The sequence below is a fragment of the Dactylosporangium sp. CA-233914 genome, assembly GCF_050942935.1.
In the GTDB taxonomy this organism is placed as follows: domain Bacteria; phylum Actinomycetota; class Actinomycetes; order Mycobacteriales; family Micromonosporaceae; genus Dactylosporangium.
In genome coordinates this window covers 6,670,004-6,686,720 of sequence record NZ_CP192030.1, presented here as the reverse complement: position 1 = coordinate 6,686,720, position 16,717 = coordinate 6,670,004, and the positions used below count along the sequence as shown (strand labels likewise).

At 72.0% G+C, this 16,717-nt stretch carries 19 protein-coding genes and 1 pseudogene; 10 read left to right on the top strand and 10 right to left on the bottom strand.

Annotation, left to right across the window (positions count from 1 at the left end):
* Genes mtlA through ACQPY0_RS29990 form a run of 4 tightly spaced genes read right to left on the bottom strand, consistent with a single transcriptional unit; the run spans position 1 to position 3,456 of the window.
* On the bottom strand, positions 1-1,140 hold the full coding sequence (gene mtlA / locus ACQPY0_RS30005; RefSeq protein WP_432967637.1) for a mannitol-specific PTS transporter subunit IIC: 1,140 nt from the start codon (positions 1,138-1,140) through the stop codon (positions 1-3).
* Between the two features lie 13 nt (positions 1,141-1,153).
* A complete protein-coding gene (gene pfkB / locus ACQPY0_RS30000; RefSeq protein WP_432967634.1) occupies positions 1,154-2,107 on the bottom strand; it encodes a 1-phosphofructokinase in 954 nt (317 codons plus the stop codon).
* Positions 2,104-2,865 carry a DeoR/GlpR family DNA-binding transcription regulator gene (locus ACQPY0_RS29995; RefSeq protein WP_432967631.1) on the bottom strand — a complete coding sequence of 254 codons (762 nt, stop codon included), beginning with the start codon at positions 2,863-2,865 and terminating at the stop codon, positions 2,104-2,106. The genes pfkB and ACQPY0_RS29995 overlap by 4 nt, the downstream gene beginning before the upstream one ends.
* A 9-nt stretch (positions 2,866-2,874) precedes the next feature.
* Positions 2,875-3,456 carry a hypothetical protein gene (locus ACQPY0_RS29990; RefSeq protein WP_432967628.1) on the bottom strand — a complete coding sequence of 194 codons (582 nt, stop codon included), beginning with the start codon at positions 3,454-3,456 and terminating at the stop codon, positions 2,875-2,877.
* Between the two features lie 289 nt (positions 3,457-3,745).
* Between ACQPY0_RS29990 and ACQPY0_RS29985 the strand changes: the two genes are divergently transcribed.
* Both ACQPY0_RS29985 and ACQPY0_RS29980 read left to right on the top strand, forming a co-directional pair.
* Complete coding sequence (locus tag ACQPY0_RS29985; RefSeq protein ID WP_432967626.1) at positions 3,746-4,069, top strand: YciI family protein; 324 nt, start codon at positions 3,746-3,748, stop codon at positions 4,067-4,069.
* Positions 4,066-4,323 (top strand): annotated as a pseudogene (locus ACQPY0_RS29980) (sigma factor); the annotation flags it as partial. The gene ACQPY0_RS29985 and the pseudogene ACQPY0_RS29980, both read left to right, overlap by 4 nt.
* Positions 4,324-4,353: 30 nt before the next feature.
* Here ACQPY0_RS29980 and ACQPY0_RS29975 read toward each other — a convergent pair.
* The gene (locus tag ACQPY0_RS29975; protein ID WP_432967624.1) at positions 4,354-5,082 is read right to left on the bottom strand and encodes a hypothetical protein; all 729 of its coding nucleotides are present in this window, start codon (positions 5,080-5,082) and stop codon (positions 4,354-4,356) included.
* 91 nt (positions 5,083-5,173) lie between these two features.
* Between ACQPY0_RS29975 and ACQPY0_RS29970 the strand changes: the two genes are divergently transcribed.
* From ACQPY0_RS29970 to ACQPY0_RS29950, 5 genes are all read left to right on the top strand, one after another.
* The gene (locus ACQPY0_RS29970; protein WP_432967621.1) at positions 5,174-6,271 is read left to right on the top strand and encodes a sensor histidine kinase; all 1,098 of its coding nucleotides are present in this window, start codon (positions 5,174-5,176) and stop codon (positions 6,269-6,271) included.
* Positions 6,268-6,942, top strand: a complete 675-nt coding sequence (locus ACQPY0_RS29965; RefSeq protein WP_432967618.1) for a response regulator — start codon at positions 6,268-6,270, stop codon at positions 6,940-6,942. Before ACQPY0_RS29970 ends, ACQPY0_RS29965 begins: the two co-directional genes overlap by 4 nt.
* A 9-nt stretch (positions 6,943-6,951) precedes the next feature.
* Complete coding sequence (locus tag ACQPY0_RS29960) at positions 6,952-7,269, top strand: ArsR/SmtB family transcription factor (protein ID WP_432967615.1); 318 nt, start codon at positions 6,952-6,954, stop codon at positions 7,267-7,269.
* Complete coding sequence (locus ACQPY0_RS29955) at positions 7,266-7,748, top strand: SRPBCC domain-containing protein (protein WP_432967612.1); 483 nt, start codon at positions 7,266-7,268, stop codon at positions 7,746-7,748. Before ACQPY0_RS29960 ends, ACQPY0_RS29955 begins: the two co-directional genes overlap by 4 nt.
* A gap of 137 nt (positions 7,749-7,885) precedes the next feature.
* Positions 7,886-9,199 carry an enolase C-terminal domain-like protein gene (locus ACQPY0_RS29950; RefSeq protein WP_432967609.1) on the top strand — a complete coding sequence of 438 codons (1,314 nt, stop codon included), beginning with the start codon at positions 7,886-7,888 and terminating at the stop codon, positions 9,197-9,199.
* Positions 9,200-9,247: 48 nt separating this feature from the next.
* Here the strand turns inward: ACQPY0_RS29950 and ACQPY0_RS29945 are convergent, their stop codons facing one another.
* The 4 genes from ACQPY0_RS29945 to ACQPY0_RS29930 all read right to left on the bottom strand — a co-directional run bounded on the left by ACQPY0_RS29945 (position 9,248) and on the right by ACQPY0_RS29930 (position 12,513).
* On the bottom strand, positions 9,248-10,816 hold the full coding sequence (locus tag ACQPY0_RS29945; RefSeq protein WP_432967606.1) for a putative Ig domain-containing protein: 1,569 nt from the start codon (positions 10,814-10,816) through the stop codon (positions 9,248-9,250).
* 116 nt (positions 10,817-10,932) lie between these two features.
* The gene (locus tag ACQPY0_RS29940; RefSeq protein WP_432967603.1) at positions 10,933-11,622 is read right to left on the bottom strand and encodes an RraA family protein; all 690 of its coding nucleotides are present in this window, start codon (positions 11,620-11,622) and stop codon (positions 10,933-10,935) included.
* A gap of 70 nt (positions 11,623-11,692) precedes the next feature.
* Positions 11,693-12,178 carry a roadblock/LC7 domain-containing protein gene (locus ACQPY0_RS29935; protein ID WP_432967600.1) on the bottom strand — a complete coding sequence of 162 codons (486 nt, stop codon included), beginning with the start codon at positions 12,176-12,178 and terminating at the stop codon, positions 11,693-11,695.
* Positions 12,175-12,513 carry a hypothetical protein gene (locus ACQPY0_RS29930; protein WP_432995431.1) on the bottom strand — a complete coding sequence of 113 codons (339 nt, stop codon included), beginning with the start codon at positions 12,511-12,513 and terminating at the stop codon, positions 12,175-12,177. Before ACQPY0_RS29930 ends, ACQPY0_RS29935 begins: the two co-directional genes overlap by 4 nt.
* Positions 12,514-12,925: 412 nt before the next feature.
* Between ACQPY0_RS29930 and ACQPY0_RS29925 the strand changes: the two genes are divergently transcribed.
* The 3 genes from ACQPY0_RS29925 to ACQPY0_RS29915 are packed head-to-tail and all read left to right on the top strand — an operon-like array spanning position 12,926 to position 16,129.
* Positions 12,926-13,279 carry a VOC family protein gene (locus tag ACQPY0_RS29925; protein WP_432967597.1) on the top strand — a complete coding sequence of 118 codons (354 nt, stop codon included), beginning with the start codon at positions 12,926-12,928 and terminating at the stop codon, positions 13,277-13,279.
* On the top strand, positions 13,276-13,743 hold the full coding sequence (locus ACQPY0_RS29920; RefSeq protein ID WP_432967594.1) for a pyridoxamine 5'-phosphate oxidase family protein: 468 nt from the start codon (positions 13,276-13,278) through the stop codon (positions 13,741-13,743). The genes ACQPY0_RS29925 and ACQPY0_RS29920 overlap by 4 nt, the downstream gene beginning before the upstream one ends.
* Positions 13,744-13,762: 19 nt before the next feature.
* On the top strand, positions 13,763-16,129 hold the full coding sequence (locus tag ACQPY0_RS29915) for an ATP-binding cassette domain-containing protein (protein ID WP_432967591.1): 2,367 nt from the start codon (positions 13,763-13,765) through the stop codon (positions 16,127-16,129).
* On the opposite strand, the gene ACQPY0_RS29910 is transcribed toward ACQPY0_RS29915, so the two are convergent.
* Complete coding sequence (locus ACQPY0_RS29910; protein ID WP_432967588.1) at positions 16,116-16,673, bottom strand: TetR/AcrR family transcriptional regulator; 558 nt, start codon at positions 16,671-16,673, stop codon at positions 16,116-16,118. The genes ACQPY0_RS29915 and ACQPY0_RS29910 overlap by 14 nt on opposite strands.
* Between the last annotated feature and the right edge of the window lie 44 nt (positions 16,674-16,717).

Here is a 16,717-nt window from a genome sequence, read left to right as displayed (position 1 = left end):
TCACGCCTCCTGGCGGGTCAGCTTGGCCTTGGCGTTCTCGGCCTCGTCCGGGTTGACGACCGTCTCCTCGTCCGGCCCCAGCAGCTCCTCCCGGGGCTCGCCGCGGCCGAAGCCCAGCAGCACCGAGGCGACGGCGAAGGTGACGGCGGCGGCGATGACGATGCCCAGCAGCACCACGAACCAGCCGCCCTTGGGGGTCACCGCCATGTAGGCGAAAATGCTGCCCGGCGACGGGGTGGCGACGAGGCCGGCACCGGTGATCATGAAGGTGCCGACACCCGCGGCGCCGCCGCAGATCATGGCGAGGATCAGCTTCGGCTTCATGAGCACGTACGGGAAGTAGATCTCGTGGATGCCGCCGAGGAAGTGCACGATGATCGCGGCCGGGACGCTGGGGCGCAGCGCGCGGGGGCCGAAGAGGAAGAACGCCAGCAGCAGGCCGAGGCCCGGGCCGGGGTTCGACTCGATCATGAACAGGATCGACTTGCCCTTCTCCGCCGCCTCGGCGACGCCGAGCGGGCCGAACACGCCGTGGTTGATGGCGTTGTTGAGGAAGAGCACCTTGGCCGGCTCGACGACGACGGAGGTCAGCGGCAGCAGGTCGTGCCCGACGAGCCAGTCGGCGCCGCTGCCGGCCTGCTTCGTGAGCCACTCGACGACCGGGCCGATGCCGTAGAGGCCGCCGATGGCCATCGCGCCGCCGATGATGCCGGCGCTGAAGTTGTCGACCAGCATCTCGAAGCCGGGGCGGATCTTGCCCTCGACCAGGCCGTCCCAGAGCTTGAGGAGGTACGCGCTCAGCGGGCCGATCAGCATCGCGCCGAGGAACATCGGCACGTCGGCGCCGACCACGATACCCATCGTGGCGACCGCGCCGACGACGGCACCGCGCTGGCCGTGGACCAGCCGGCCGCCGGTGTAGCCGATGAGCAGCGGCAGCAGCACCTTGATCATCGGGTCGACCAGCTGCGCGATGTGCGCGTTGGGCGTCCATCCGGTCGGGATGAACAGGGCGGTGATGAGACCCCAGGCGATGAACGCGCCGATGTTCGGCATGACCATCGAGGCGAGGTAACCGCCGACACGTTGTACGGAGGCCCGGAAACCGGTGCCGGTGACCGCAGGTGTGTAGCTCGTCACGGGGGTGTCTCCTTCAGGAAGGATCGCCGGAGCGCAGCAGTGGGCGGAGCTCGTCCGGCCGGGGGTTGATGGTGACGTTGTGGCGGATCAGGTCGGCGGGGCCGGGCATCCTGCTGCCGGGCAGGCTGACCGCGGCGGCGCCCCAGGCGAGGCCCTCGGCGAGCGCGGCGGGACCGCGGGCGCCGGCGGCGAGGAACCCGGCCAGCAGCGCGTCGCCGGCACCGACGGTGCTGCGCGGCCGGATGACCGGGCAGGTGCCGGTGACGACGCCGTCGGCGTCGACCAGGACGGCCCCGTCGGCGCCCAGGCTCGCCAGGACGCTCCGCGCGCCCCAGGCGCGCAGTTGCTGCGCCGCGTCGACCACGTCACCGAGGTCGCGAAGCGGTGCGCCGACCACCTCGGCGAGCTCGTCGCGGTTGGGCTTGAGCAGCGTGGCGCCGGCCGCCGCCGCCTCGCGCAGGGCCGGGCCGGAGGTGTCGACCGCGACCCGGATGCCGGCCGAGGTCAACCGGCGGCACAGCTGCGCGTAGGCGTCGGCGGGAAGCCCCGGCGGCACGCTGCCGCACAGCACGACCCAGTCCGCGGTGCCGGCCCGGGCCAGCACCCGATCGGTGATCTCGTCGAACTCGGCCCGGATGAGCTCCGGCCCGGGCTCGTTGACCTTGGTGACGGTGCCGTCGGGCTCGGCGAGCGTGATGTTGGAGCGCGTCCGGCCCGAGATCGGCACGGCGAGGACCTCCACGCCCTCGGCCTTGAGCAGCCGGACCAGCTGACCGCCCTCGTCGCCGCCGCACGGCAGCACGGCCACGGACTGCACGCCGTTGGCCAGCAGCGCCCGGGACACGTTGACGCCCTTGCCGCCCGGGTCGAGGTGGGCCGCGGTGGCCCGGATGACCTCGCCCCGCGCGAGCCGGCCGACGTCCATGGCCCGGTCCAGGCTGGGGTTGAGCGTGACCGTGACGATCATGCCCGGACCACCCGCACGCCCGTCGCCTCGATGTCACCGACGAGGTCGTTGTCGGCACGGTTGTCCGTGATGAACAGGTCCACGTCGGCGATTTCGCCGAACCTGGCGAGGTAGTCGTTGCCGAGCTTGGTGTGGTCCGCCAGCAGTACCGTGCGCCGCGCGGCCCTGATCATGGCCCGCTTGACCGCGGCCTCGGCCGGGTCGGGCGTGGTCAGCCCGCGCTCGACCGACACCCCGTTGGTGCCGAGGAACGCCACGTCGACGTAGAGGTCGGCCAGCGGCCGCAGCGACCAGTCGTCCACGGTCGCGAGGGTCTTGCCCCGCACCCGGCCGCCGAGCAGCAGCACGTTGAGGTTGGCGCGGGTCCCCAGCGTCGTGGCGATGACCGGCGAGTTGACCACGACGGTCAGCTCCCGGTCGGTGGGCAGCAGGTTGGCGAGCTTGCTGGTGGTCGTCCCGGAGTCGAGGATGACGGCGCCCTCCTCGGGGACCTCGGCGAGCGCGAGCTTGGCGATGCGCTCCTTCTCCTCGACGAGCACGGCGTCGCGGGCGGCGAGCGCCGGCTCGAAGCCGATGCGTTCCACGGGGATGGCCCCGCCGTGCACCCGGCGCAGCACGCCGGCCCGTTCGAGGGTGGTCAGGTCGCGGCGGATCGTCTCCGTCGTGACGTTGAGCTCGTCGGCCAACCCGGCCACCTCGACCCGCCCCTGCTCACGGGCGATACGAAGGATGGCCTGCTGCCGCTCCTCGGCGTACATGATGTTGTTTCACCGCCGTTTCGTTTTGCTTGTGCTTTGTTTACGCCCGATTGTGTGGGAAGTCAAGAGCTGAACCACAGAAACCCACACGGGCCAACCGACCAACCACACCGCCAGCACAAAGCCCACGAACCGCGTCATGCCCTGCAGAGCCCCCGTACGCTGCGGATCCCCGATCCAGAACCACCCGGCCTGCAGCAGCGCGACGGCCACACCCCCACCGAGGACGGCCTTGCCCCACTCGCGCCACTCGTACCTGACCCGTTCGGGCCCGCGCTTGGGTATCACGCGGGGCGGCGGCCCACCGGCGAACCGGTGCGCGAACCGGACGTCGGCCCACCTGATCATCGTCGGCCCGAAACTCAGGGAAAATCCCAGATACACCGCGGCGAGCGCGTGGGCCTGCCCCGCCTCTCCCCCGTGCTTGAGGTCGAGCGCGGCCACGACGAGCAGCACCACGTCCACCACGGGCATGGCGGCGAGCAGCACGGCCCCGACCCGTTTGCGCCGCAGGGGGTACCGCGCTACGAGCCCGGCGGCGAGCAGCACCCAGAACGCGATCTCACACCCGACGATCCATCCGATCAGCATGTCGTCCAGGTTCGCGGCCGCGACGCCCGGTTACCTCGGCGCCGGTGAGGGTTCGCCTACATCCTTGGTCGCATACGGACGACGGCGAGGGCGAGCACAGTCGTGCTGCCGGAGAACTGATGACCGGCGTCCCGGAAAGTTTTTTGCAGGAAGTCCGGGAGGCGGTGTCGGATCGGGGCGGTGGTGTTCGTAGCAGAGTTGAGGCCGCCCACGAGGGGCGGCGCGCCCGCGGTATGCAAGTCCCTGACCACCGAACCACGCTGTCGTGACCACAGGAGATGATCTTCAGATGCGGTACCTGGTTTCCGTGATCGATGACAAGACCAATCCCGGCAGCACGGACCGGCAGCCCGTCATCAGCGCGTTCAACGAACGACTGATCGCCGAGGGCTACTGGGTTTTCGCGGGCGGACTCGCGGACACCGACACGGCCACGGTCATCGACAACCGGGGCGAGCAGGCGGTCTTCAGCGACGGGCCTTTCGTGGAGTCGAAGGAGTACCTCGCCGGCGTCTGGGTGTGGGAGGTCCCCGATCTGGATGTGGCGCTCAAGCTCGCCACCGAGGCGTCGAAGGTCTGCGACCGGAAGATCGAGGTGCGGCCGTTCCAATGAGCGACGTCGACAAGGCGGTCACCCGGGCCCACCACGACGAGTGGGCCCGGGTGGTCGCCGCCCTGACCAGGCGTTTCGGTGACCTCGACATCGCCGAGGAGGCGGCCGCCGAGGCGTTCGCGACCGCCGTCGAGCAGTGGCCGGCCGACGGCGTACCCCCCAACCCCGGCGCCTGGCTGACCACCACCGCCAACCGCAAGGCCATCGACCGGATCCGGCGCGAGCACAAACGCGACGACAAGCACAAGGAGGCTCAGCTGGCCGAGCCCGGACGGGACCGCCACCTATGCCGTCGCGATGGAGTAGGCGAGGGCGGCGGCGATCGCCGCGCCGTAGGTGGCCGTGGCCCAGGCGAGCGCGCGGACCCGGCGGGGTTCCGGGCACTCCAGGCGGGACAGGAGCCAGGCCAGGGCCGGCAGGACCAGGACACCGTGCAGGCTGACGCCGTGCAGGGGTTTCAAGTAGCCCAGCACCTCGTACGCCCGCTGCTGGTGGCCCGCGTTCACCTCCGCCACGCCCCGGGCGATCATCGCCGCACCCGACAGCAGGCCGATCACCAGCGTCGCGAAGCCCGCGCGCAGGGCCAGGCGCATGCTCGGGGACGCCTTCGCCCGCAGGGACGTGACCGACATGAAGCCCAGCACCACCACCAGCACGAAGCCGCCCGCGGCCAGGATCGTCGAGACCAGTGAGTCGAACGGGGTCGAGCGGTTCACGTGGGACGGCACGTCGCGCCACGCCTGCAGGGCGATGCCGCCGACCTCGACGCAGCAGTCGAGGGCGAAGACCCCCAGCAGTACGTCGCGCCGCCGGGCGGACAGCGGCAGGTACGCGGCGAGCCAGGTGACCGTGATCAGGGTCAGGCCGAACGAGACGCCGAACGTCGTCGCTTTGCGCCACGAGACCGGGCCCGCCCACGGCCGGTCGTCGGCGAAGTACACCACGAGATGGAGCAGCCCCACGGCGATGAGGGCCAGCCCGACGGCGTAGTAGACGCGGCGCGGTGAGGTCATGGCGGAGATCCTCGCCCAAAGCCCGCGGCGGCGCGTCCGACCACGGGCGACGGCCGTGTACGCCGATCGTCGTACGGCGTGGTGGAATCGAATGATGCGGGGGCGGACGGTCGATCTGGTGCTGGCCGGCAGCGGGCTCGCCGCCGGGGCGCTCATGTACGTCACCGGGCAGCACCAGGCGCGGGTCGATGCCCGGTGGCTGTTCGTGCCGCTGGTCGTCTGCTGCGGGGCGCTGCTGCTACGCCGGACCGCGCCGCTGGCCTGCGTGCTGGTCGGCACCGCCGCGGTCGCCGGCGACGTCGTCATCGGGCCCTCGCTCGCGACGCCGCTGGTGTACACCCAGGTGCTCTACGACGCCTGCCTGCACGGCCGGGCGCGGCTCGCCCGCGCGCTGCTGGCCGCGTCGGTCGTCGGGTCGGTGGTGACCGCGGTCGTGTGCCTCGTGGTGGTCCGCGACGTGCGGGCGCTCGGGCTGGCCGTGCTGCTCGCCCTCGTCACCGTCGTGCCGATCCTGACCGGCACGCACGTGCGGCACCACCGCGACCAGGCGGCCGCGGCGCGCCGCTCCGCGCAGCAGGTGGCGCGGCTGGCCGAGGCGGACCGGGCGGGCGCCGTGGCGGCCGAGCGGGCCGGGATGGCACGGGAACTGCACGACGTCATCGCCAACCATCTCAGCGCGGTGGCGATCCACGCGACCGCGGCGCTGTCGGCCGACCTCGGCCCCGACGGCACGCGGCAGGCGCTCACCGTCATCCGCGAGAACAGCGTCCAGGGGCTGGCCGAGATGCGCCGGATGGTGGGATACCTGCGCGACCCGGAGGCGGTGCCGAAGAACCTCAAGGCCCTGGACGAGCTCGTCGCGCGGGCGGGCATCCCGGTCGAGCTCGACGTTCGCGGCGACACCGAGGACGTTCAGGTGAGCGTCGACCACGCGGCGTACCGAATCATCCAGGAATCGCTGACCAACGCCCTCAAGCACGGCGACGGCGGCAAGGTCACCGCGCACGTCGCGTGCATCGCGAATGCCGTGGACATCACGATCAGGTCGGGCAGGGACCAGAGCATCCCCCAGCGCAGCGGTTCCGGCCTGATCGGCATGCGTGAACGAGCCGCCCTGCTGGGCGGGACACTCACGGCCGGACCGCACGAGGACACCTGGGTGGTGGAGGCACACCTGCCATGGCCATGAGCGACATCACCGTGCTCGTCGCGGACGACCAGCCGGCGGTACGCGCCGGGCTCGTGCTCATCCTGCGCTCCGCGCCCGGCCTCGAGGTCGTCGGCGAGGCGGCCGACGGGGCGGAGGCGGTCGAGGCCGGGCTGCGGCTGCGCCCCGACGTCGTGCTCATGGACCTGCGCATGCCGCGCCTCGACGGGGTCGCCGCGACCCGGGAGCTGGTCGCCGGCGGGGTGCGGGGCGTGCTCGCGCTGACGACGTTCGACCTCGACGAGTACCTCTTCGGGGCGCTGCGCGCGGGCGCGGCCGGGTTCCTGCTCAAGGACGCCTCCGCCGGCGAGCTCATCGAGGCCGTACGCACGGTGGCGCGCGGCGACGGGGTGGTCGCGCCGCAGGTGACGCGGCGGGTGCTCGGCGCGTTCGCCGGGGCGGCGCGCGAGCCGGCGGCGGCGCCGTCGCCGGTACCGCTGGGCCTGCTCACCGCCCGCGAGCGCGACGTCCTGGAGTGCCTCGGCGAGGGCCTGTCCAACGCGGCGATCGCCGCCCGGCTCGGCATCGCCGAGGCCACCACGAAGACCCACGTCAGCCGCATCCTCGCCAAGCTCGGCCTGCGCAGCCGCCTGGAAGCCGCGGTCGCCGCCCGACAGGTGACCGACTTGACACGTGACCGAAAGGTCACGTAAAAAAGAGCGGTGGACGACGATCGCGTCTTCAAGGCCCTCGCCGACCCCACCCGGCGCTTCCTGCTCGACCTGCTCTTCGCGCGTGACGGCCGCACGCTCACGCAGCTGGAGTCCGAGCTGGCGATGACCCGGTTCGGGGTGATGAAGCACCTGAAGGTCCTGGAAGAGGCGAACCTCGTGGTGACCCGGCGCAGCGGCCGGGAGAAGCTGCACTTCCTCAACGCGGTGCCCATCCGGCAGATCCACGACCGGTGGATCGACAAGTACACCGGCGACAACGCCAGGGCGCTGCTGGACCTCAAGCATGAACTGGAGCGTGAGACATGAGCGGCAGGCAGGTCCACAGGGTCTACATCAAGGCCGACGCGAAGCGGGTCTGGGAGGCGATCACGTCCCCGGAGTGGAACTCCCGCTACGGCTACCGCGGCGCGACCGAGCTGGAGCTGCGCCCCGGCGGCGCGGTGCGCGGCCGGTCCAACCCCGGGATGATCGCGGCCGGGGCGCCACAGATCGGCGTCGACGGCGAGGTCATCGAGGTCGACCCGCCGCACCGGCTGGTCCAGACGTTCCGGATGCTCATGGACCCGGGCACGGCGGCGGAGGGGTTCACGCGGCTGACGTACGAGCTCAAGGAGGGCAAGGACGGCGTCACCGCGCTGACCGTAACCCACGAGCTCGGCGACGCGCCGAACCTGGGCCGGCTCATGGCCGGCGAGTTCGAGGAGATGGGCGCCGGCGGCGGCTGGGCGTGGGTGCTGTCGGACCTCAAGTCCCTGCTGGAGACGGGTAGGGCATTCGGCGACTGAACCGCACGGCCGCTGTGCTCGGCGAGCCGGGACATCCGAGGTGTACGGCGGTCGAGCCCTCAACAGCCTTGCCATCGACGGACCACGCCTGCTAGACATCGGATGAATCCACGTCCGATCGCAGCAAGGCGGGGTCGATGACCAACCGGTTCGTGTCGCTTTCCACCTACGACGTGCGGTTCCCGACGTCCCGCCGGCTCGACGGGTCCGACGCGATGAACCCCGACCCCGACTACTCCGCGGCCTACGTGGTGCTGCGCACCGACGCCGCCGACGGCCACGAGGGGCACGGGTTCGCCTTCACGATCGGCCGGGGCAACGAGGTGCAGACCGCCGCCATCGGGGCGCTGCGGCCGTACCTCGTCGGGCGTGCGGTGCAGCCGGTCCTCGACGACCTCGGCGGTCTGTGGCGCGAGCTGGTCCACGACTCCCAGCTGCGCTGGCTCGGCCCCGAGAAGGGCGTGCTGCACATGGCGATCTCCGCCGTGGTCAACGCCCTGTGGGACCTGCGGGCGAAGCGGGCCGGGCTGCCGCTGTGGCGGCTGCTGTCCGCGATGGCACCGGAGGAGATCGTCGAGCTGGTCGACTTCCGGTACCTCACCGACGCCCTCACCCCGGCCGAGGCCCTGCGCATCCTCAAGCCGGGCGCCGAGGGGCGCGAGGAGCGCGTCGCGGCCCTGCTCGCCGAGGGCTACCCGGCGTACGCCACCTCGCCGGGCTGGCTCGGCTACGACGACGAGAAGCTGACCCGGCTGTGCCGCGAGGCGCTCGCGGCCGGCTTCACGCAGATCAAGCTCAAGGTCGGCGCCGATCTCGCCGACGACCTGCGGCGTTTGCGCATCGCCCGGGAGGTGTGCGGGCCTCGCGTGCGCATCGCCGTCGACGCCAACCAGCGCTGGGACGTCGACACCGCCGTCGAGTGGGTCAAGGCCCTCGCCCCGTTCCACCCCTGGTGGGTCGAGGAGCCCACCTCGCCCGACGACGTCGTCGGGCACGCCGAGATCGCCCGGCGCATCGCGCCGATCCCGGTCGCCACCGGCGAGCACGTGCCGAACCGGGTCGTGTTCAAGCAGCTGCTGCAGCTGCGCGCGGTCTCGTTCGTCCAGCTCGACGCCGCCCGCGTCGCCGGGGTGAACGAGAACGTGGCGATCCTGCTGCTGGCGGCCAAGTTCGGCATCCCGGTCTGCCCGCACGCGGGCGGGGTCGGACTGTGCGAGCTGGTCCAGCACCTGGCGATGTTCGACTTCGTGGCGGTCTCGCGCAGCACGCACAACCGCGTCATCGAGTACGTCGACCATCTCCACGAGCACTTCACCGACCCGGTCCGGCTACGCGACGGCCGCTACCTCGCGCCGAGCGCGCCCGGGTTCAGCTCCACCATGCGGGCCGACAGCCGCGCCCGCTACGCGTTTCCCGACGGCCCGGTCTGGGGCGGGGCGCGGGAGCGTTGAGCGGGGCGGGTGGCACCGGTCCGGGGCCGATCCCACCCGCCCGGCCAGTCAGCTCAGCGTGACCGCGGCGTCGTCGATGACGAACGAGGTCTGCAGCGAGGAGTCCTCGATGCCGCTCCACTTGAGCGTGACCGTCTGGCCGGCGAACGCGTTGAGGCTGTACGACTTCTGCACGTAGCCGGTCGCCTTGTTCAGGTTCGACAGCGTCGCCAGGGTCGTGGCGCCGGCCGTCACCGTCAGCTTGTCGTACGCCGTGGTGGTGCTCGTCTCGGCCGAGTCGATGTGCACCCAGAACGTCAGCGTCGCCGAGCAGCCGGCCGGGATGGTGACCGCCTGCGAGACGCTCTCGGTGTGGGTCGAGCCGTAGCCCAGCAGCCACGCGCTGTACGTGCCGCCGTGCGCGGCCTGGCCCTGCGGCGCCCACTGCCCGATCGCGCCCGTGCTGCCGGACCAGCCGGTCGCGCCGGACTCGAAGCCGGGGTTGGTGAGCCGCTGGCCGCCGCAGTCGCCGCCGCCGGTGCCGCTGACCGTCCAGGTGAACGTCGCGCTACCCGTGGCGCCGGTGGTGTCCCGGGCGGTCACGGTGCTCGTCGTGCTCTGCTCGGTCGTCGGCGTGCCGGAGATGAGGCCGGTGCTCGCGTTGATGGACAGGCCCGCGGGCAGCCCGGTCGCCGAGTAGGTCAGCGTCTGGCCGGACGCGGAGTCGGTCGCGGTGATCTGCAGCGACTTCGCCGTCCCGACCGTCGCGGTCTGCGCGCCCGGGTTGGTGACGGTGACCGTGTTGCCCGGGCTGGCGGCGCCGGTGAGCAGGCAGCCGGAGACAGTGAGGTCGATGGCGCGCGAGGAGTTCAGGCAGGTGGTGAACCAGTACGTCTGCTCGCCGTAGGACTGTCCCTGATGGACGGTCACGGTGCCGTTGGCGTCGACCTCGCACGGGTTGTTGAGCGTGCAGCTCTGCCCGTCGTCGTTGCCGGTGTTGTTGATGCCGATGATCTGCCGGTCCGAGGAGCGGATGATCGGCGAGCCGGAGGTGCCGTGGGTGGTCTGGCAGCCGGTGTCGTACCGGATCGAGTCGTGCCACGTCCACTGGTCCTCGCGCAGGGTCGGCACGAAGCCGTTGACGGAGCAGGTCCAGACCTGCTTCCAGTAGCTCGACGGGATCGTCATCGCGGTGCTGTCGGCCGGACGGGCGGCGGCGACGGTGAGCGCGGTGGTGTTGTACCTCGACCTGATCGCCGCGAAGGTGTCCGTGAGCTGGTACAGCGCCACGTCCGTGTTCGTCATCGTCGCGTAGACGAGCTTGTCGGCCTTCACGGTGCCCAGGCTCGCCCCGGTGTCGCTCAGCAGCGTGCCGGAGCGGGTGCTGGCGCGGTTGGTCAGCACCTGCCCGGCGTTGATGAACCCGTTCTCGTAGCAGTGGCCGTTGGTGAGCAGCATGGCCCGGTCCGAGTCGAGCGAGGACGGCCAGCGCACCAGCGAGCCGGAGCAGTTGTTCAGCGCGATCGTCGAGCCCAGGCCGGTGACCGCGAGCGCCTGGGCCGGCGCCGGGCCGGCGACGACGCTCGCGGCGACGGCGAGGATGGCCGCGCCGACTGCGAGTGTCCGTCTCTTGCGCATGGGGGGGATCCCTTCGTCGGGGGCTGCACGCGTAGGCGCCCGTCAATGTGATTCGCACCTTCACATCGACGAACGTGCCCGTCAACGACGTTGGACCCTTGGTCCTGCCCTGCGCTTCACTCCTCGATCGCGCCGCCGACGCGGCGCAGGTGGGCGCGGAAGGTGTACCCGGCCTCGGCACCCCGCCGGGCCAGGAAGTCCGCGAACGCGGTCTGCTCGCGCAGGGTCTCCCCCGCGCGGATCCGGCGGGCCTGCTCGCGCTCGGTCCCGCGAATGGTGCGGGCGACGGCGAGGATTTCCTCGGCCCGCTCGGCGGCGAGGAACACGACCCCGTCGTCGTCGGCGAGCACCAGGTCGCCGGCGGTGACCAGGTGCGGGCCGAAACGGGCGCCGGTGAGGGCCTCGGGCTCGCGCTCGTCGACGCGCAGCGGGCCGAGCGGCAGGGCGCCGTAGCTGAAGACGGGCCGGCCGATCTCGACGAGCTCGGGGGTGTCGCGGTGCAGGCCCCACACGACGAGGCCGGCGACGCCGGCGGCGGCCGCCTCCAGGACGGTCAGGTCGCCGACGCATGCCTCGTCGGTGCGGCCGCCGTTGTCGACGACGAGCACGTCGCCGGCCTCCGCGGCGCCCAGGGCCTCGAGGAAGACGTCGACGCTGCCGTAGTGGCGGGCCGGGAGCACCCGTCCGGCCAGGCCCGTCCCGGCGATGACGGACCGGATGCCGGCGGGCGCGATCCGCGGCGCGACGCCGGCGCGCACGCAGGCGTCGGCGACGAGCGGGGTGGAGAGATCGGTGAAGTCAGCCACGGCGTCATGATGGACCGGAGCCGGCCAAGAACTCCGGTGCCAATCGGCCGCGGGTGGACCTTTCGCGGTGTTACGGGAGGTGCCCGGCGAGCCGGGCGACGGCGGGCCGGGCCTCGAGGTGCAGCCGGGCGACGTTGATGCCGTCATCGCCGAGGACAGCGAGCAGGGTGCTGGGGTTGACGGCGTAGACGGTGAAGTAGCCGCCCTCGCTGCGCAGGGTGGCGTCGCGGAACGGGCTCTGGCCGAGCACCACCGCGGTCTGCCGGCCCAGACCGAAGGTGGTCGCGGCGAGCGCGGCCAGGTCGTGGGGCTCCACCCCGTTCGGCAGGTCGTGCGTGACGAGCAGGCCGTCGACCCCGCCGACGGCCGAGCCCCGCACGCCCGGCACCCGCAAACGCAGGTCCGACAGTTCCGAGCGGACCGCCGCGAGCGCGGCGGCCATCGGATCGATCCTGGTGCCGAACCCGGGCGCGGCCCCGCGGGCCCAGGCCTGCTCCACCCGCTCCTCGCGGCGGGGCAAGCCGTCCTCGGTGGTCGCCGACCCGTAGTAGGTCACAGCTCGAGGCCCTCTTCGATGCCGCGCAGCTGGTGGCGGGCGAGCGCGAGGTTCGCGCGGGCCTTGACCAGGGCGAGGTAGAGGAAGAGGCCGCGCCCGCCGTGCGCGGTCAGCGGGCGGATGATGTGGTACTGGCTGTCGAGGGTGATGAGGATGTCCTCGACCCTGTCGGGGAGCCCGAGCATGTCGATCGTGCGCAGCTTGGCGCGCACGACGTCCGTGTTGCCGGCCGCGGCCACGGTGATGTCGAGGTCGGGCCCGCCCCCCAGCGTGCCCAGGGTCATGCCGCTGGTGTAATCCACGAGCGCGACGGCGATGGCGCCTTCGATGTTCATCGCGTTTTTGAGCGCGACGTCAAGGTTGCTGGTCAAGCCTGCCTCCGGCCTATCAAATGCGAAACTTGCTCGAGCCTGACACACGAAGATCGCTCGGCGTACCTTTCGAGCGAGGTTTCAGACACTTGGCTCATAGTCATATAGCCTGCCGACCGATGTTGCGGTGACGCAGGGTCGTCCGCCGCTGTCGCACCGTCGCCGGGGCGCCGTCGCGGGCACATGCGCAATGCGATGGAGCCGCTCAGCCGGGCTGCGATTTCAATTTCCTTGGCAGTAAGCAAATATCTGGGGAGCGTTCTCCCGCCATTGCGCCGAAACGGAGCCCGAACCGATCAGGAAACGAGAAGCACCGTCCCGCGGGCGTTTGTAACCTGGCTGCGACGGAGAAAACACCGACCGTGGAGAGACACTGATGAGCGACGACCTGCTGGGCATCAAGACCGTGCTGCACCCCGTATCCGACCTCGCCGCCGCCAAGGCCGTGTACACGGCGCTGCTGGGCATCGAGCCGCAGACCGACAGCGCCTACTACGTCGGGTACGACGTCGCCGGGCAGCACATCGGGCTCGTGCCGGCCGGCGGGCCGCAGGCGATGACCGGGCCCGTCGCGTACTGGCACGTGACCGACCTCGACGCCCGGATCGCCGCGGTCACCGCGGCCGGCGGCGGCGTGAAGGAGCCGGCGCACGAGGTCGGCCCGGGCCGGCGCGTGGCCACCGTCACCGACGCCGACGGCAACGCGCTGGGCCTGCTGCAGGACACGTGAGCGCTGCGAATCGGACGCCGGAGGCCCGCACCCGCGCGCAGCGGCGCCGCGACAGCGAGGCCCGGCTCGCCGGCGACGTCGACGCCTGGGTGGCCAGCGCGTCACCGGACGGGGTGCCGTACCTCGTCCCGCTGTCCTTCGACTGGGACGGCGAGGCGCTGATCGTCGCCACCGCCGCGGACAGCCCGACCGGGCGGAACCTCGCCGCCACGCGCGTCGCCCGGGTCGGGCTCGGCCCGACCCGGGACGTGTCGATGATCGAGGGCACGGTCGAGGTACTGGAGATGGACGAGCTGCCCCGGGCGGCCGGCGACCGCTTCGCCGGGCGCAGCGGCTTCGACCCGCGGCAGCTGAGCACGCACTACCGCTGGTTTCGCATCACCCCACGCCGGGTGCAGGCGTGGCGCGAGGAGAATAAGCTGCGCGGCCGTCTGCTGATGCGCGACGGCGCCTGGCTGGACTGAACGGGTCTCGGGAGAGTTGATGAGTACGCACGCCGCCGACCGGCACGACCTGATCCGCGTGCACGGCGCCCGCGAGAACAACCTCAAGGACGTCAGCATCGAGATCCCCAAGCGCCGGCTCACGGTGTTCACCGGCGTGTCGGGCTCGGGCAAGAGCTCGCTGGTGTTCAGCACCATCGCGGCGGAGTCGCAGCGGCTGATCAACGAGACGTACAGCGCGTTCGTGCAGGGCTTCATGCCGGCCCTGGCCCGGCCGGAGGTCGACGTCCTCGAGGGCCTGACCACCGCGATCATCGTCGACCAGCAGCGGATGGGCGCCGACCCCCGCTCCACGGTCGGCACGGCCACCGACGCCAACGCGATGCTGCGGATCCTGTTCAGCCGCCTCGGCCGGCCGCACGTCGGCTCGCCGAACGCGTACTCCTTCAACGTCCCCTCGGTGCGGGCCAGCGGCGCGATCACCGTGGAGCGGGGCAGCAGCCGCACGGTGCGGGCGGACTTCACCCGCACCGGCGGCATGTGCCCGCGCTGCGAGGGCCGCGGCTCGGTCACCGACCTCGACCTCACCCAGCTCTACGACTCCAGCAAATCGATCGGCGAGGGCGCGATCCTCGTCCCCGGCTACAGCATGGACGGCTGGTTCGGCCGCATCTTCATCGGCTGCGGCTTCTTCGACCCGCACAAGCCGATCACGAGGTTCACCAAGCAGGAGCTGGGCGACTTCCTGCACAAGGAGCCGACGAAGATCAAGGTCGACGGGGTCAACCTGACCTACGAGGGGCTGATCCCGAAGATCACCAAGTCGATGCTGTCCAAGGACGTCGACTCGCTCCAGCCGCACGTGCGCGCCTTCGTCGAGCGGGCCGTCACGTTCACGACCTGCCCCGAGTGCGACGGCACGCGCCTGGCCGAGGCGGCCCGCTCCTCGCGGATCCGCGGGATCAACATCGCCGACGCGTGCGCGATGCAGATCACCGACCTCGCCGAGTGGGTCCGCGGGCTCGACGAGCCCGGCGTCGGCCCGCTGGTGACGTCGCTGGGCGACCTGCTGGACTCGTTCGTCGAGATCGGCCTCGGCTACCTGTCCCTGGACCGCCCGTCGGGCACCCTGTCCGGCGGCGAGGCCCAGCGCACCAAGATGATCCGGCACCTCGGCTCGTCGCTCACCGACGTGACGTACGTCTTCGACGAGCCCACGACCGGGCTGCACCCGCACGACATCGCGCGGATGAACGAGCTGCTGCTGCGCCTGCGCGACAAGGGCAACACCGTCCTGGTCGTCGAGCACAAGCCGCAGACGATCGCGATCGCCGACCACGTCGTGGACCTCGGCCCCGGCGCCGGCTCGGCGGGCGGCATGGTCACCTTCGAGGGCACGGTCGCCGGGCTGCGCACCAGCGGCACCGTCACCGGCCGCCACCTCGACGACCGCGCCGCCGTCAAGGACGAGGTGCGCGAGCCGGCCGGGACCCTGCCGATCCGCGGCGCGAAGACCCACAACCTGCGCGACGTCGACGTCGACATCCCCCTGGGCGTGCTCGTGGTGGTCACCGGCGTCGCCGGCTCCGGCAAGAGCTCGCTCGTCCACGGCTCGATCCCGGCCTCGGCCGGCGTCGTGGCGGTCGACCAGACCCCGATCCGCGGCTCGCGGCGGTCCAACCCGGCGACGTACACCGGCCTGCTGGAGCCGATCCGCAAGGCGTTCGCGAAGGCCTGCGGCGTGAAGCCGGCCCTGTTCAGCGCCAACTCCGAGGGCGCCTGCCCCGGCTGCAACGGCGCCGGCGTCGTCTACACCGACCTGGCCATGATGGCCGGCGTCGCCTCCGTGTGCGAGGAGTGCGAGGGCCGCCGCTTCGACGCCTCCGTCCTGCGGCACCGGCTGGGCGGCCGCGACATCAGCGAGGTCCTGGCGATGGCCGTCGAGGAGGCGGCCGAGTTCTTCGCCGCCGGCGAGGCCCGCCTGCCCGCCGCGCTGGCGATCCTGAACCGGCTCGCCGACGTGGGCCTGGGCTACCTGAGCCTGGGCCAGCCGCTGACGACCCTGTCCGGCGGCGAGCGCCAGCGGCTGAAGCTGGCCACCCGGATGGCCGAGAAGGGCGGCGTGTACGTCCTGGACGAGCCGACCACGGGCCTGCACCTGGCCGACGTGGAGCAGCTGCTGGGCCTGCTGGACCGGCTGGTCGACGCGGGCACGTCCGTCATCGTCGTGGAGCACCACCCCGCGGTGATGGCCCACGCCGACTGGCTGATCGACCTCGGCCCGGGTGCGGGCCACGACGGCGGCCGGATCGTCTTCGAGGGCACGCCGGGCGACCTGGTCGCGGCGCGGTCCACCCTGACCGGCGAGCACCTGGCCGCCTACGTGGGGGCCGTCACGCCACGCTGAGCAGGCGCCCGAGCGTCTCGCGCATGACCGTGTCGAGGCCGGTGTCGCCGGGGCCCGCGACCCAGCGCTCGAAGGCGACCCGCACCACGACCCCCGCGGCCTCGGCGGCCAGGGTCGCGTCGGGCTCGGGCAGGCCCCGGCGGCGCAGCCCGTCGGCGAGCGCCGCGGTCAGCCGCGCCATCTTGATGAGCTCGCGCTCGCGCAGCTCCGGGTTGGCGGTGATGACGCTGTGCCGCGCGCGGGAGTGGCCGTGGTGCCCGCCGAGAAACTGCGCGGCCACGTCGAGGACCGCCGCGACGGCCTCCCGGGGCGTGGCCCCCGCCGGCGCCGCGTCAAGGGCCTGGACCAGGGCGTCCTGCAACTGCGCGGAGCCGGCGAAGAGCACCTCGCGCTTGTCGGCGAAGTGGCGGAAGAACGTCCGGGCCGTCACGCCGGCGCGCGCGGCGATCTCGGCGACGGTCGTCTGCTCGAACCCGCGCTCGACGTAGAGCTCCATGGCGGCCCTGCGGAGCCGTCCACGGGCGTCTGGCTCCCAGCGTCCCACGTCACAATCGTAGACATGTCACAGTATGACATCACCTGCTAGGC

Bases quoted from the DNA above. Each gene is read 5' to 3' on its own strand.
- pfkB (WP_432967634.1), bottom strand. From the start codon at position 2,107: ATGATCGTCACGGTCACGCTCAACCCCAGCCTGGACCGGGCCATGGAC.
- ACQPY0_RS29965 (WP_432967618.1), top strand. From the start codon at position 6,268: ATGAGCGACATCACCGTGCTCGTCGCGGACGACCAGCCGGCGGTACGC.
- ACQPY0_RS29950 (WP_432967609.1), top strand. From the start codon at position 7,886: ATGACCAACCGGTTCGTGTCGCTTTCCACCTACGACGTGCGGTTCCCG.
- ACQPY0_RS29930 (WP_432995431.1), bottom strand. From the start codon at position 12,513: ATGAACATCGAAGGCGCCATCGCCGTCGCGCTCGTGGATTACACCAGC.
- ACQPY0_RS29995 (WP_432967631.1), bottom strand. From the start codon at position 2,865: ATGTACGCCGAGGAGCGGCAGCAGGCCATCCTTCGTATCGCCCGTGAG.
- ACQPY0_RS29955 (WP_432967612.1), top strand. From the start codon at position 7,266: ATGAGCGGCAGGCAGGTCCACAGGGTCTACATCAAGGCCGACGCGAAG.
- ACQPY0_RS29970 (WP_432967621.1), top strand. From the start codon at position 5,174: ATGATGCGGGGGCGGACGGTCGATCTGGTGCTGGCCGGCAGCGGGCTC.
- ACQPY0_RS29945 (WP_432967606.1), bottom strand. From the start codon at position 10,816: ATGCGCAAGAGACGGACACTCGCAGTCGGCGCGGCCATCCTCGCCGTC.
- ACQPY0_RS29990 (WP_432967628.1), bottom strand. From the start codon at position 3,456: ATGCTGATCGGATGGATCGTCGGGTGTGAGATCGCGTTCTGGGTGCTG.
- ACQPY0_RS29985 (WP_432967626.1), top strand. From the start codon at position 3,746: ATGCGGTACCTGGTTTCCGTGATCGATGACAAGACCAATCCCGGCAGC.
- ACQPY0_RS29975 (WP_432967624.1), bottom strand. From the start codon at position 5,082: ATGACCTCACCGCGCCGCGTCTACTACGCCGTCGGGCTGGCCCTCATC.
- ACQPY0_RS29925 (WP_432967597.1), top strand. From the start codon at position 12,926: ATGAGCGACGACCTGCTGGGCATCAAGACCGTGCTGCACCCCGTATCC.
- ACQPY0_RS29915 (WP_432967591.1), top strand. From the start codon at position 13,763: ATGAGTACGCACGCCGCCGACCGGCACGACCTGATCCGCGTGCACGGC.